The 12,626-nt window shown below is 69.5% G+C and carries 14 protein-coding genes; 7 read left to right on the top strand and 7 right to left on the bottom strand.

All coding sequences use genetic code 11. From position 1 onward, the window contains the following. Positions 1–71: 71 nt before the first annotated feature. Entirely contained in the window at positions 72–1,100 is a 1,029-nt protein-coding gene (locus BDK92_RS09555; protein ID WP_121156392.1) for an alpha/beta hydrolase, read from the top strand. A gap of 96 nt (positions 1,101–1,196) precedes the next feature. Beyond that, a complete protein-coding gene (locus BDK92_RS09550; protein WP_121156391.1) occupies positions 1,197–2,036 on the top strand; it encodes a siderophore-interacting protein in 840 nt (279 codons plus the stop codon). 75 nt (positions 2,037–2,111) lie between these two features. Here the strand turns inward: BDK92_RS09550 and BDK92_RS09545 are convergent, their stop codons facing one another. Together BDK92_RS09545 and BDK92_RS09540 are read right to left on the bottom strand one after the other, a co-directional pair. Then, the gene (locus BDK92_RS09545; protein WP_121156390.1) at positions 2,112–3,344 is read right to left on the bottom strand and encodes a low temperature requirement protein A; all 1,233 of its coding nucleotides are present in this window, start codon (positions 3,342–3,344) and stop codon (positions 2,112–2,114) included. Positions 3,345–3,359: 15 nt separating this feature from the next. After that, complete coding sequence (locus BDK92_RS09540; RefSeq protein WP_121156389.1) at positions 3,360–4,247, bottom strand: NAD-dependent epimerase/dehydratase family protein; 888 nt, start codon at positions 4,245–4,247, stop codon at positions 3,360–3,362. Positions 4,248–4,413: 166 nt separating this feature from the next. On the opposite strand from BDK92_RS09540, the gene dnaG reads away from it, so the two are divergent. Further along, a complete protein-coding gene (dnaG, locus tag BDK92_RS09535) occupies positions 4,414–6,291 on the top strand; it encodes a DNA primase (RefSeq protein WP_121156388.1) in 1,878 nt (625 codons plus the stop codon). A gap of 1 nt (position 6,292) precedes the next feature. Next, positions 6,293–6,829, top strand: coding sequence for a hypothetical protein (locus BDK92_RS09530; RefSeq protein WP_121156387.1), 537 nt, complete (start codon positions 6,293–6,295; stop codon positions 6,827–6,829). Positions 6,830–6,892: 63 nt separating this feature from the next. On the opposite strand, the gene BDK92_RS09525 is transcribed toward BDK92_RS09530, so the two are convergent. Beyond that, positions 6,893–7,942 carry a sugar phosphate isomerase/epimerase family protein gene (locus BDK92_RS09525; protein ID WP_121161874.1) on the bottom strand — a complete coding sequence of 350 codons (1,050 nt, stop codon included), beginning with the start codon at positions 7,940–7,942 and terminating at the stop codon, positions 6,893–6,895. A gap of 326 nt (positions 7,943–8,268) precedes the next feature. Here BDK92_RS09525 and BDK92_RS09520 point away from each other — a divergent pair, with 326 nt between their 5' ends. Then, positions 8,269–9,201 carry an ABC transporter ATP-binding protein gene (locus BDK92_RS09520; protein ID WP_121156386.1) on the top strand — a complete coding sequence of 311 codons (933 nt, stop codon included), beginning with the start codon at positions 8,269–8,271 and terminating at the stop codon, positions 9,199–9,201. Between the two features lie 112 nt (positions 9,202–9,313). Here BDK92_RS09520 and BDK92_RS09515 read toward each other — a convergent pair whose 3' ends face one another. The 3 genes from BDK92_RS09515 to BDK92_RS09505 form a co-directional block, all read right to left on the bottom strand. Beyond that, complete coding sequence (locus tag BDK92_RS09515; protein WP_121156385.1) at positions 9,314–9,658, bottom strand: winged helix-turn-helix transcriptional regulator; 345 nt, start codon at positions 9,656–9,658, stop codon at positions 9,314–9,316. Positions 9,659–9,702: 44 nt separating this feature from the next. Then, positions 9,703–9,891 carry a hypothetical protein gene (locus tag BDK92_RS09510; protein ID WP_121156384.1) on the bottom strand — a complete coding sequence of 63 codons (189 nt, stop codon included), beginning with the start codon at positions 9,889–9,891 and terminating at the stop codon, positions 9,703–9,705. A gap of 226 nt (positions 9,892–10,117) precedes the next feature. Then, a complete protein-coding gene (locus BDK92_RS09505; RefSeq protein ID WP_121156383.1) occupies positions 10,118–10,324 on the bottom strand; it encodes a hypothetical protein in 207 nt (68 codons plus the stop codon). Between the two features lie 298 nt (positions 10,325–10,622). On the opposite strand from BDK92_RS09505, the gene BDK92_RS09500 reads away from it, so the two are divergent. Together BDK92_RS09500 and BDK92_RS09495 are read left to right on the top strand one after the other, a co-directional pair. After that, entirely contained in the window at positions 10,623–11,378 is a 756-nt protein-coding gene (locus tag BDK92_RS09500) for a helix-turn-helix domain-containing protein (protein WP_121156382.1), read from the top strand. Continuing rightward, positions 11,369–11,563 (top strand): DUF397 domain-containing protein, encoded by a 195-nt coding sequence (locus tag BDK92_RS09495; RefSeq protein ID WP_121156381.1) that lies wholly within the window; start codon positions 11,369–11,371, stop codon positions 11,561–11,563. The genes BDK92_RS09500 and BDK92_RS09495 overlap by 10 nt, the downstream gene beginning before the upstream one ends. Positions 11,564–11,636: 73 nt before the next feature. Here BDK92_RS09495 and BDK92_RS09490 read toward each other — a convergent pair whose 3' ends face one another. Continuing rightward, positions 11,637–12,620: an AraC family transcriptional regulator gene (locus BDK92_RS09490; protein WP_121156380.1), complete on the bottom strand. Its 984-nt coding sequence runs from the start codon at positions 12,618–12,620 to the stop codon at positions 11,637–11,639. Positions 12,621–12,626 lie beyond the last annotated feature (6 nt).

Here is a 12,626-nt window from a genome sequence, read left to right as displayed (position 1 = left end):
CGGTTTTGCCGGTTGCCGGGGCGGGCGGAGGTGGGCGGGCGGAGGTGGGGCGTACGTGGTTGACTCGCGGGATGCTGCCTTGGCACACCGAGCTGGCCGGCCGGCTCGACCGTCATGTCATCTCCTCCGAGCTGCTGCGGGGCAACCCGTTGGGTGACCCGCACGAGCGGCCGCTCTGGGTCTACCTGCCACCGGGGTACGACGACGACCCGACCGTGCGGTACCCGACGGTCTACCAGATCCAGGGGTACACCGGGCACCTGTCGATGTGGGAGAACCGGATGCCGTACCGGCAGCCGTTCATCGAGACCGCGGACCAGGTTTTCGCCTCGGGTGAGACGCCCGGCTGCATCGTGGTGTACGTCGACGCGTGGACGACGTACGGCGGCTCGCAGTTCGTCGACTCGCCGGGCACCGGCGCCTACCACTCGTACCTCTGTGACGAGGTGGTGCCCTGGGTCGATGCCCGGTACCGGACCATCGTCGACCGGGAGTCGCGGGCGATCGCGGGCAAGTCGTCGGGCGGGTTCGGTGCGATGATCACCCCGATGCTCCGACCGGACCTGTTCGGGGCGTTGGCCACCCACGCCGGGGACAACCTGTACGAGCTGTGCTACCTGCCGGAGTTCGGCAAGGCGGTCCGTTACCTGCGCGACTACGACCAGGACATCCTCCGTTGGTGGGCGGATTTCCAGACCCGGCCCTCGTTCACCAAACCGGCCGACCAGACCCTGCTGATGGTGCTCGGCTGCACCGCCTGCTTCTCCGCCGCCCCGGACGGTACGCCGGAACTGCCGTTCGACCCGCGTACCGGGGTGCTGCGTCCGGAGGTGTGGCAGCGCTGGCTGGACTGGGACCCGGTCCGGATGGTCGAGCGTTACCGGGAGGCGGTCACCTCGCTGCGGGCGGTCTGGATCGACGCGGGGACCAGGGACGAGTGGTTCCTCGACCTCGGCGCGGAGGCGTACCGGGCCGAACTCGCCCGGGTCGGCGTACCGGAGGACCGGGTTCACTTCGAGCTCTTCGACGCCGGGCACGGCGGGATCGACTACCGCTACCCGTTGGCGCTCGGCTGGCTCGCGCACCGTCTGGCCCGCTGAGGAGAGCCGCCTGGCCCGCTGAGGGGAGTGGTGTGACCTGGGTCGCGATCGGGGCCTCGGAAACCACGGGGTCCGGTGTTAGGTTAACCTAACCTCATGACGGATCGTCAGGCGCGCGCCCGGGTCACCCACGCCACCGTACGACGGACCGAGCAGCTCACCCCGCACATGATCCGGGTGGTGCTCGGTGGGAGTGAGCTGGCCGGTCTCGACATCGGCGCCTGCACCGACCACTACGTCAAGCTGATCTTCCCTCGACCGGGCGTCGAGTATCCGGTGCCGTTCGACCTGGAGGCGATCCGCCGCGACCTGCCGCAGGAGCAGTGGCCGAGGTTGCGTTCCTACACCATTCGCGCCTGGGATCCGGCCGAGCTGGAGCTGAGCATCGACTTCGTCCACCACGGCGACGAAGGGCTGGCCGGACCCTGGGCGGCCCGGGCCCGTCCCGGCGACCCGGTGATGTTCTGCGGCCCGGGTGGCGGCTACGCGCCGAACCAGGACGCCGACTGGCACCTCCTGGTCGGCGACGAGAGCGCGCTGCCGGCCATCGGCGCCACCCTGGAGCGGTTGCCGGTCGACGCGACCGCGCGGGTCTTCGTAGAGGTCGCCGGTCCGGACGAGGAGCAGAAGCTGGTCACCGAGGCCGACGCGGAGATCGTCTGGCTGCACCGCAACGGCAGCGCGGTCGGCGCGAGCCTGGTCGCCGCGGTCCGGGAGGCGGAGCTTCCGACCGGTACGCCGCACGCGTTCGTACACGGTGAGGCGGCGTTCGTCCGGGAGCTGCGGCACCTGCTCCGGGTCGAGCGCGGACTGGGCCGGGAACAGCTCTCCATCTCCGGCTACTGGCGGGCCGGCACCGACGACGAGGGCTGGCGCGCGGCCAAGTCCGACTGGAACCGCCGGATCGAGGAGCAGGAAGCCCGCGAACTCGCCTGACCCCGCCTCGGGTCCGTGCCCGGTCCCGGTTCCACCTGACCACGGGCAGCGCCGCGGATATTCGCATCCGTCCGGTCAGGGCCCGGTGGTACCGCCATTGCCGAGTCTGGCGATGTGCCGGCTGACCAGGATCGCGTACCCGACCACCGTGGCGGCGAGCAGGCCGAGCAGGGTCAGCGGATCGCTCACCAGGAGCGTGATCAGCGTCATCGGGGCGAGCCCGGTGAGCGCCACCAGCAGGCGGTAGCGGGTCACGTAGCCCAGGGAGACCCACTGCAGGCCGAGTCCGCAGACTATCCAGGTGTCGAGTGCCAGGGCGAGCAGCACCCGGAGCCGGTCCGGCAGGTCGGTCGCGTGCGCGTTCACCTGCCCGAGGATCTCGCCGAGGGCCCAGCCGAGCAGCAGCAGGGCGGCGCCGAGGATCGAGTGCACGTACGAGTAGGCGAGTCCCGCGCTCAGCCGGGGCAGGGCCATCCCGGTGGTGACGAAGGTGGTGTAGACCCACCACACGGCGGCCGGGATGATCAGCGCGACCCCTGCCGCCGTGACCACCTCGACCGGGGGTCGGGGGGTGATCACGTCGCGCAGGTCGGTGAGCGTGGTGCCGAGCAGGATGATGGTGAACTGGCCGAGCCGTTCGGGCAGGTGTCTGGCGTCGACCGGGATCCGGGACTCCCAGGAGCGGCCGAGCCACGGGGTGAGGAACTCGATCATGAGGCCGATGGCCCAGAGCACCGGGCGCAGGGATACGGGCGCCGCCAGCGATCCGACCCAGAAGAGCACCCCGATCCCGAAGCCGATCAGGTAGATGCTGGTGAGCCGGTGGGTGATCGGGGTGGTGTGGCGTACCCGCAGGTAGAGCAGGAGCAGTGAGAGGCGTACGACGATGTAGCCGATCGGCAGCAACAGGGTGTGCGGCGGGCTCGCCGCGCCGATCGCCATCGCCCCCGCGCCCACCATGGTGACCAGCACGGCGAGCCGGTGGTAGAAGTCGTCCGGGTCGAAGCGGGTGTCGTAGAACGCCTGGCCGACCCAGGCGAGCCAGACGACGGCGTAGAGGCCGAAGGTGGCGACGAGGTCGCCGAAGTGTGGGGTCGGGGTGTCCAGCCGGTTCTGCACTGTGGCCAGGGCGAGTGCGAACACCAGGTCGAAGAAGAGTTCCAGCCAGGTGGCGTGCCGTTCGTCCTGTTCCACCGGCAGTTCGGTTTCGCGCAGCCGCAGTCGGGGTCGGGACAGGCCGATCGGAACGGCCCCACCCACCCGGCTGATCCGGCCGCGCCGTTCGTCGGCCGGGTGCCACCAGGTCACGTCGTGGGTGTCCGGTCAGACCCGGCGGGCGTACGAACCGGTGGTGATCTCGTCGAGCAGCGACGGGCCGATCGGCTTCCAGTCGAGGTCCCGGCGCCCCCGTTCGCCGCTGGCCTGCTGGTCCAAGCGGAAGGCGCCTTCGATCAGGCCGAGCCGCCGTCGGGTCGCCTCGGCTGGTTCCGGGGCGACCCGGCCACCGAGGCCGAGGGTGTGGCTGGCGGCGGTGGCGATTTCGCGCATGGTCGGGTTGTCGCCGCTGGCCGCGATGTAGTAGGAGCCGGGGGCGGCGCGCATCAGCGCGGCGGAGTAGAAGGTGGCCAGGTCGTCGATGTGGATGCTGGTCCAGTGCTGGTCGCCGCTGCCGGGGAAGAGCAGGGTCGGCTCGGGCTCGGTGACCTGCGGGCCATCGATGATCATCCGGACGACTCCGGAACCGTGGCCGTAGACGATGGCGGGGGAGACGACGACGTTGCGGATGCCGGAGGCGGCCCGGACGCGTTCGACGATCCCCGGTCGCCAGGCGGTGAGTTCGGGCGGGTCGAACGGGGAGTCCTCGTCGAGGATCCCGCTGCCGTGCACCCACATGCCGGCGCTGTGGATGTAGGGCTTGCCGCTGCCCTCGAGGCCGGCGAGGACGCCGCTGACCACGGCGTTGTCCAGTGCGTCGGTGACCTGTCCACCGGGGGCGAACAGATGGATCACCCCGTCGACGTCCTGGGCGGCGCGGCTGAGCAGTGCGCTGTCGGTGATGTCGCCGCGGATCGCGCTGGCACCGGCGGCGGTGAGGACGGCGAGCGCGTCGTCGCTGCCGGCGATAGCGGTCACCTGGTGCCCGTCGAGGAGCAGGGCGGGCAGCACGGCGGAGCCGAGGTAGCCGGTCGCGCCGGCGAGCAGGATGCGCATGTTATGACGATGCCACGCGTTTGATCCCCTGTTAGGCGGTCCGGGCGATTCAACCGGTCGAGATTCCTCCCGCCGCCCCTGGTTCACCGGCACGGTGGAGAGTCGCCACCCGGAGCCGGTCGGATCGGCGCGACAGGGCAGGATGTACGCCTGAGGGGGTGGCATCATGGCTGGGCGGATCCGGGACGAGGACATCACACTGGTCCGTGAGCGCACCTCGATCGCCGACGTGATCTCCGAGACGGTCACCCTGAAATCCGCCGGGGGCGGAAACCTCAAGGGGCTCTGCCCGTTCCACGACGAGAAGACGCCCTCGTTCACCGTGTCGCCCGCGCGCAACGTCTACTTCTGCCACGGCTGCGGCGCGGGCGGCGACGCGATCAAGTTCCTGATGGACGCCGAGCACCTGTCGTTCCTGGAGTCGGTCGAGCGGCTCGCCGGCCGGGCCGGCATCCAGTTGCGCTACATCGAGGCCGGTCCGGCCCCGGTACGTCAGCAGCAGGGCCAGAAGCAGCGGCTGGTCGCCGCGCACGCCGCCGCGGTCGAGTTCTACGCCGGGCAGCTCGGCACCGCCGGTGCCCGCCCGGCCCGGGAGTTCCTGGCCCAGCGTGGCTTCGACCGGGCCGCCGCCGAGCGGTACGGCTGCGGGTTCGCCCCGGACGGCTGGGACCTGCTCACCAAGCACCTGCGGCAGCGTGGCTTCACCGCCCAGGAACTGATCACCGCCGGGCTGGCCCGGGAGGCCCGGTCCGGCTCGCTGATCGACCGGTTCCGGCGCCGGCTGCTCTGGCCGATCAAGGAGCTGACCGGGGACGTGATCGGCTTCGGCGCGCGCAAGCTCTTCGACGACGACGACGGCCCGAAGTACCTGAACACCCCCGAGACGCCGATCTACAAGAAGTCGCACGTGCTCTACGGCATCGACCAGGCCAAGCGGGAGATCGCCAAGCAGGGGCGGGCGGTGATCGTCGAGGGTTACACCGACGTGATGGCCTGCCACCTGGCGGGCGTACCGACGGCGGTGGCGACCTGTGGCACGGCCTTCGGCGCGGACCACATCGGCGTACTGCGCCGGCTGCTGCTGGACACCGACGCGGTGGCCGGCGAGATCATCTTCACCTTCGACGGGGACGCCGCCGGGCAGAAGGCGGCGCTGCGGGCGTTCGAGGACGACCAGCGGTTCGTCGGGCGTACCTTCATCGCGGTCAGCCCGGACAACATGGACCCCTGCGACCTGCGTCTGGCAAAGGGCGACATGGCCGTACGCGATCTGGTCGCCCGCCGTGAGCCGCTTGTCGACTTCGCGTTGCGGCACGTGCTGAACCGCTTCGACCTGGACACCGTCGACGGCCGGGTGGAGGCGATGCGCCAGGCGGCGCCGCTGGTGGCGAAGCTCAAGGACCGGGAGAAGCGCCCGGAGTACGTGCGCAAGCTCGCCGGTGACCTCGGCATGGAGATCGAGCCGGTGCAGCGGGCGGTGCTCGCCGCCGGAAACGCCCCGACCAAGCCCGGCCCCGGCGGTACGGCCACCGCCCCGGCCCGCCCGGTGGCTTCGGCCGCGCCCGCTGTCGACAACCCGCAGACGATGGTGGAGCGGGAGGCGTTGAAGCTCGCGATCCAGGAGCCGGTGCTGGCCGGGCCGATGTTCGACGCGCTCGGCCCGGAGGTCTACCTGCACCCGGTGCACCTGGCCGTGCGGGATGCGATCGCCGAGGCGGGTGGCGCGGCGAGCGCGGCCAGTGGCGCGGTCTGGATCGAGCAGGTCCGGGACGCCTGCGCCGACCTGGGCGCCAGGGCGCTCGTCGGGGAGCTGGCGGTGGAGCCGCTGCGGATCGACGGCGAGCCGGACCCGCGTTATGTCTCGATCACTCTGGCCCGGCTGGAGTGGGGCTCGGTCACCACCCGGATCCGGGACCTGAAGTCGAAGGTGCAGCGGGTCAACCCGGTCGCCAACAAGGACGAGTACTTCGCGCTCTTCGGTGAGCTGCTCTCGTTGGAGCAGCACGCACGGGCGTTGCGCGAGCAGGCCGCTGGGGGTTTCTGAGATGGGACTGTTCAACCGGAAGCCGAAGCTGCCGGCGGAGAAGCGTCCGCCGTTGGAGCGGGACGAGCGGATGCTCTCCTGGGCGGCCACGGCCAACGGCGACGGGGTCGTGGTGGTCAGCAACCGGGGGCTCTGGCTGCCCGGTCGGGCGCACCGGCTGGGTTGGCACGAGATCAACAAGGCGGTCTGGTCCGGACGGGAACTCGCGGTCACGCCGGCCGAAACGGTGGTCGAGCGCGACGGTTACCTGGTCGTGACGGACCTGCCGGTGGAGACGTACCTGCTGTTGGAGCCGGGGGATGTGCCGCACCAGGTGCGCGCCCGGGTGACCAGCTCGGTGTCGTACACCGCGCATTACAAGCTGCCGGCGGGCGGTGCCGTACGCGTGGTCGCGCGCCGGGTCAGCGGGGTCGACGGCCTGCGTTGGACGGTCCGCTACGACCCGGGTACGGCGACCGACGATCCGGCGGTGGTGGCGCAGACGGACACGTTGGTCGAGGGGGCACGGGGCACCGGGGACCTGTCGGCGCCGGCCTGACCGGCCCACCGGCCGGGGAGTCGCCTCCCCGGCCGACGGACGCGGCCGTGACTCGGGTTCGGATCAGAACCGGGTCGCCTTCATGTTGATGACGCTGCGCTCGGTGGCGCCCCAGACGCCGCCCTGCTCGGGCGGGGTCGAGCCGGCGTTGTCGTGCTCCCAGATGTAGTGGTGGGCGTCGAGCGACTTCAGGCTGGCGAAGAAGTCCTCGAACGGCACGTAGCCGCCGGGTACGCCGTACTCGGTCATGGTGAGGCTGGTGCCCGTGGCGTTGAGCACGCCGTCCTTGACGTGGAAGAGCGGGAACCGCTCCTGCTGCTTGCTGATGGTCTTGATCGGGTCGAGGTTCTTGCGCCGGGTCGCGCCGAACTCGTCCAGGTACGTCTTGAACCGCACCTGGGCCTGGTACGCCCAGTAGATGTCCATCTCGAAGTAGACCAGCTCCGGGTCGGTGAGGCCGAAGAAGTACTCCAGGCCGCGCTCTCCGGTGGAGCGGGTCGGCTTGCCGTTCGCGTCCAGCGGTCCGGTGTCGAGCAGGAAGTTGTACTCCCCGTCGTGGTTGTGCTGGTAGAACTTCAGCCCTCGGGCCTTGGCCGCGCCACCGACCGCGTTGTACGCGTCGGCGGCGGCCCGCCAGTCGGACTTGTAGCGGCTGCCGGTCGGCGCGTTCGCGGTGCCGACGTACTTCATGCCGAGCATCTGGGCGATGTCGAGCTGGCGGGTCAGGTCGGTCTGGAACGAACCGAAGCCGACGTGCGAGCCGACCGCCTTGAGGCCGTTGTCGTCGAGGAGCTTGCGGATGGCGAGGATGTCGGCGTCGGTCGGGTTGGTCCCGTAGCCGGCGAACTCGATCTCCTTGAAGCCGAGCTGGGCGAGCTTCGGCAGCTTGTCGGCGAAGGGCGCCGGGTCGCTGCGGACGGAGTAGAGCTGGATACCGATCTTGCCAACCGGCAGCCGGTGACCCTGGCTGTCGCGTACCTCGCCGCCGTCGGCGGCCTGAGCCATGCCGGTGAACGGGCCGGCGACGGTGATGGCGCTGGCCGCCGCGCAGGCGGAGAGACCGAGGAATCCTCGGCGGCTCCACGGACCGGTGGTGGTGTCGGGTGAGCCCATTGTTGACGTCCCTTTCAGCTCTCGGTGGGCAGGTGTGGTGCTGGCGTGCGCCGATTCGCCGAAGTGCGGAGCCGACCCGGGGCTCTGTGCCAGAGAGCCGGGACTCTGTGCCAAGAGAGTCTGGACTCTGTGCCAAGAGAGTCGGGATTCCGGGCAGGTCGATCTCCTGTTGCGGACCGTACCCGCGGTCAAGGTCAAAAAGAAAGGGTCAGCTGACGGGAAACTTTCTCTCCACAGGTGACAGACGTGCGCTCATGAAAACGAAAATCGTAACTTCCCGGGAAACTCGCTGGGAGGTGTCGTACCGGGCGGCTAGGGTCGTCGCCGTGGCCACGGAACAACCTCTCATCCAAGCTCGCGGACTGGTCAAACGTTTCGGTGACTTCACCGCCGTCGATGGGATCGACGTCGAGGTGCGGCCCGGGGAGGCGTTCGGTTTCCTCGGCCCCAACGGCGCCGGCAAGAGTTCGACCATGCGGATGGTCGGCTGTGTCTCCCCGCCCACCGGCGGTGAACTGCGCATCCTCGGCATGGATCCGCTCCGCGACGGGCCGGCGATCCGGGCCCGGCTCGGTGTCTGTCCACAGACGGACAATCTCGACCCCGAGCTGACCGTACGGGAAAACCTCACCACGTACGCCCGCTACTTCGGCATCCCGCGCCGGGTGGCCCGCGACCGCGCCAGCGAGCTGCTCGACTTCGTGCAGCTCGCCGAGCGGGCCAACAGCAAGGTCGAGCCGCTCTCCGGCGGCATGAAGCGCCGGCTCACCATCGCCCGCGCGCTGGTCAACGAACCGGAGATCGTGCTGCTCGACGAGCCGACCACCGGCCTCGACCCGCAGGCCCGGCACCTGGTCTGGGAACGGTTGTTCCGGCTCAAGCAGCAGGGCGTGACGCTCGTGCTGACCACCCATTACATGGACGAGGCCGAGCAGCTCTGCGACCGCCTGGTGGTGATGGACGGCGGCCGGATCGTCGCCGAGGGTTCGCCGCGCGAGCTGATCGAGCGCTACTCGACCCGCGAGGTGGTGGAGTTGCGCTTCCCGACCGAGTCGCAGGAGGAGTTCGCCGGCAAACTCGACGGTCTCGCCGAGCGGATCGAGATCCTGCCCGACCGGATCCTGCTCTACGTCGACAACGGTGACGCCGCCCTGGCCGAGGTCCACAACCGGGCCCTGGCCCCGGCCAGCTCGTTGGCCCGCCGCAGCAGCCTGGAGGACGTCTTCCTGCACCTCACCGGCCGCACCCTGATCGACTGATCCCGACTCCCCGCCGTCGAGACCGCCCGCCGCCCTCGCCGTCGCCCGCCCTCCTCGTTGATCATGAAGTTGGCGACCCCATCCAGCCTGATCGGGTGCGCTAACTTCATGATCAACGAGATGGGGGTCCGGCGGGTGGGAGTGGGGCGCGCTGTCCCCACTGTTCGAGGTGGCGCAGCACCGGTTCCAGGTCGCGGCCCCACTCGGTCAGCTCGTAGACCCGGACCCGGTCCGGTGCGCCGAGGTCCTGATAGTCGACCACCCCACCCTCGACCAGTTCGCGTAGCCGCTTGCTCAGCACGTTGGGGCTGATCCCGGGCAGGCCGGCGAGCAGGTCGCTGAACTGCTTCGGGCCGGGCAGCAGGTCGCGTACGACCAGCAGGCCCCAGCGTTCGCCCACGACGTCGAGACTTCGGGCAATGCCGGACGGATCTCCGTAACTACGACTTGTGCTCACTGCGGCAGGCTACGCCGCCCCGCCCTGTCTCCCGCGCCGGCTCTTCAGATCGAACGTCGGTCCGACCGTTGGTGGGACGGCCGGTCGATCCAGCCGAGAAAGCGGGCGTCGATCTGTTCCGGTGTGAGGTGGGGCAACTCGGCGGCGGCCCGGTCGCGGAAGTGGCTCATGAAGATTGTCAGCTTCTCCGGCTCGCGGTGATAGAGCGCGCGCAGTCGACGCCGGAAAATCACGCATGGCCACGCGTCGCGGCAATGCTAGTCCGGGTCATGCTGATGCGGCTCGGTCAGGTGATCGTCGTTGCACACATTTTTCCTTCCCGTCCGACGCTTCGGGAATGGTGGCGGCGCCGCCACCAGCGCGTACATGGAATTCCATGTAGAACATTTCCGCTTCATGGCGGCCGGCGCGGGAGTTGGTGTCGACTACGCGCGACAGAGATCGACCGGAGCTGTCCGTTCATGCCGGGCGGCTGGTGCTGCGACGCCGACCGTAGACGCCGACGGCGATCACCATCAGCGGGCTGTCGCCGTAGCCGCGTCCCTGGTTGGTCGAGCGTGTCCGGGTGCTCGGGGCCGGCGGCAGGTCGGGGGTCATCTCGCGCGGCGGCGTGACGGGGACGGCCGGCTCGATGGTCGGCGTCGACTCGTCATTCTGCAATTGCATGGTTGTCTCCTCGCTGCGCGAAGGAATGGAATGGGGCCGCCCCGACGGGCGGGTGGGGAAGCGGGGCGGCCCCGCAGTTCCGCCCGGTCACTTGCCGACTGAATCCGAACGGTTCCGCTAGTGACAGCCTGCCCTCACCCCACTACCTTGCAATAGAGGTTCGCGGTGCAACCGGCAGAGCCGATGCGGACGGTTCTGCCGCCAGGTGGATCAACAATGGTGATCACAAGATTGTGGAGGAAGTGTGGCGACCAAACCCGTACCCACGGCGGAACTGATCCGGGCCCAGTTACGGCGAATGCGAAACGCCGCCGGTATGAGCCAGGAGGACTTCGGCAAACGGGCGCACTACTCCGGCTCGCAGGTGTCGGCGGTGGAGTTGGGGCAGCGCCCGCTGGACGAGGTCTACCTGGCCCGCGCCGACGAGATCTTCGAGACCGGTGGCCTCTTTGTCGCGATGCTGGAGCTGGCCAAGCGGGACGGCGAGCCGATCTGGTTCCGGCCCTGGCTGGAGGCCGAGCGCAACGCCACCCAACTCCGCTGTTTCCACCCGACGCTGATCCCGGGGCTGCTCCAGACCGAGGACTACGCCCGGGCGGTGATTCGGACCGACTCCCGGCTCACCGAGGAGGAGGTGGAGAAGCTCGTGGCCGCCCGGATGGAACGGCAGGCCATCCTGGATCGGGAACACCCGCCGCAGCTCACCGCCGTGATCGACGAGTCGGCCCTGCGTCGTTTTGCCGACGGCTGCGAGAAGGTGATGGCGGAGCAGCTCATGCACCTGGTGGCCAGCGCCGAGCGCCAGCACGTCAGCGTGCACGTCATCCCGGCCAGCGCCGGCCTGTATGTCGGTTTGGACGGGCCGCTCATCCTGGCCCATTCGACGGAAGCCGGCTGGGTCGGCCACCTGGATGACCAACTCGGCGGCAACGTGGCGGACCGGACCGAGGACGTGGAAACCCTGCTGGCTAAGTGGGAGAGTGTCCGTAACGACGCGCTGCCACGCCGGCAGTCGCTCGACCTGATCAAGGAGATCGTGAGGCCATGGATCTGACCGGAGCCCAGTGGCGCAAGTCCACCCGCAGCAACTCCAGCGGCGGTGACTGTGTCGAGGTGGCGGACAACCTGCCCGGCCGGGTGTTCGTCCGGGACAGCAAGGACCGCGACGGCGGCACCCTGGCCTTCGGCCCGGCCGCCTGGCGCGCGTTTGTCACCGATGCCGCCAGCCGCCGTCCGTAACCGCCCCTGACCGTACGACCGACGCCCGTCCCGCCCTGTGCCGGACGGGCGTTGCCGTGTCCGGGGGCCACCACTAGCCGCGCAGGGTCTGCTGGGGTGTCCGGCCGAACTGCCTACGGTAGGCGGCGGCGAACCGGCCGGGGTGGGCGAAGCCCCACCTGCGGGCTATGGAGGCCACGGTCTCGCCCCGGGTGGCACCGGCGCTCTGTAGTTGGCGGTGCGCATGTTCGAGCCTGATCCGGCGCAGGTAGTTGGTCGGGGTGGTGTCGTAGTGGCGGGTGAATGCCTGCTGTAGTGCCCGGGGGCCGACCCTGGCGGCGGCCGCGATGTCGGTCAGGGTGATCGGTTCGGCGGCGTGGGCATCGATGTACGCGACGGCCCGTCTCAGCGCCGTCGGCGCGACCCGTTCGGAATCCCGTGCCGGCCCGAGCGTCATCGTGGTGTTCGGAAAGGTGCTCAGCGCCGCGATGGCGACCAAATCCGTCGTCGTAGCCTGGATCAGTGGGCTGGACAGGGTCGAGCCCGGGGCGACGAGTTCGCGGTGCACGTAACTGACCGTCGACCGCCAGTATCTGGCCATCGCCCGCGAGATCGGTGTCATCGCCTCGAAACGCAGGCCGCCGGCGAGACCACAACCGGCGCGCTCGTCGGCGACACGGTTGAGCACCTCCACCGGCAGCGACAGGACAAAGAGATCCAGGATGTCCCAGTTCACCGTCATCGGCCAGTCGACGTGGTGGCAACCTGCGTCCCCCTTGGCCAGTCGGACGTGCTCGCGTTTCGTGGACACCTCAATGCATCCGGCGTTCGGGAACAGGAAGATGTGTTGATCCGGTGACTCCGTCACGCAGGATGTGCCCGACGAATGCCGTACGTGATCGATACTCATCTCGCCGACGGGGTCCCGCGTGGTGGCGAAGGTGAAGCCTGCCGTGCTGCCTTGCTGCTGGACCCGATGGCCGACATAGACATTGCTCATGTAGTGGTGCGCGGCGTCCGGATCTGCGGTGGCGAACTCGGACCGCGTGAGCGCTGTGGTGGTGCTGTTGACGGGCATTGGTCT

Origin of the sequence: Micromonospora pisi (genome assembly GCF_003633685.1) — a bacterium.
Taxonomy (GTDB): Bacteria; Actinomycetota; Actinomycetes; order Mycobacteriales; family Micromonosporaceae; genus Micromonospora_G; species Micromonospora_G pisi.
Note: the sequence above shows the minus strand (reverse complement) of the source record. Positions and strands in the feature narration are given on the sequence as shown.

Coding starts and splice junctions, on each gene's coding strand:
- BDK92_RS09555 (WP_121156392.1), top strand. CDS start 72: ATGCTGCCTTGGCACACCGAGCTGGCCGGCCGGCTCGACCGTCATGTC.
- BDK92_RS09550 (WP_121156391.1), top strand. CDS start 1,197: ATGACGGATCGTCAGGCGCGCGCCCGGGTCACCCACGCCACCGTACGA.
- BDK92_RS09540 (WP_121156389.1), bottom strand. CDS start 4,247: ATGCGCATCCTGCTCGCCGGCGCGACCGGCTACCTCGGCTCCGCCGTG.
- dnaG (WP_121156388.1), top strand. CDS start 4,414: ATGGCTGGGCGGATCCGGGACGAGGACATCACACTGGTCCGTGAGCGC.
- BDK92_RS09530 (WP_121156387.1), top strand. CDS start 6,293: ATGGGACTGTTCAACCGGAAGCCGAAGCTGCCGGCGGAGAAGCGTCCG.
- BDK92_RS09525 (WP_121161874.1), bottom strand. CDS start 7,942: ATGGGCTCACCCGACACCACCACCGGTCCGTGGAGCCGCCGAGGATTC.
- BDK92_RS09505 (WP_121156383.1), bottom strand. CDS start 10,324: ATGCAATTGCAGAATGACGAGTCGACGCCGACCATCGAGCCGGCCGTC.
- BDK92_RS09500 (WP_121156382.1), top strand. CDS start 10,623: ATGCGAAACGCCGCCGGTATGAGCCAGGAGGACTTCGGCAAACGGGCG.
- BDK92_RS09495 (WP_121156381.1), top strand. CDS start 11,369: ATGGATCTGACCGGAGCCCAGTGGCGCAAGTCCACCCGCAGCAACTCC.
- BDK92_RS09490 (WP_121156380.1), bottom strand. CDS start 12,620: ATGCCCGTCAACAGCACCACCACAGCGCTCACGCGGTCCGAGTTCGCC.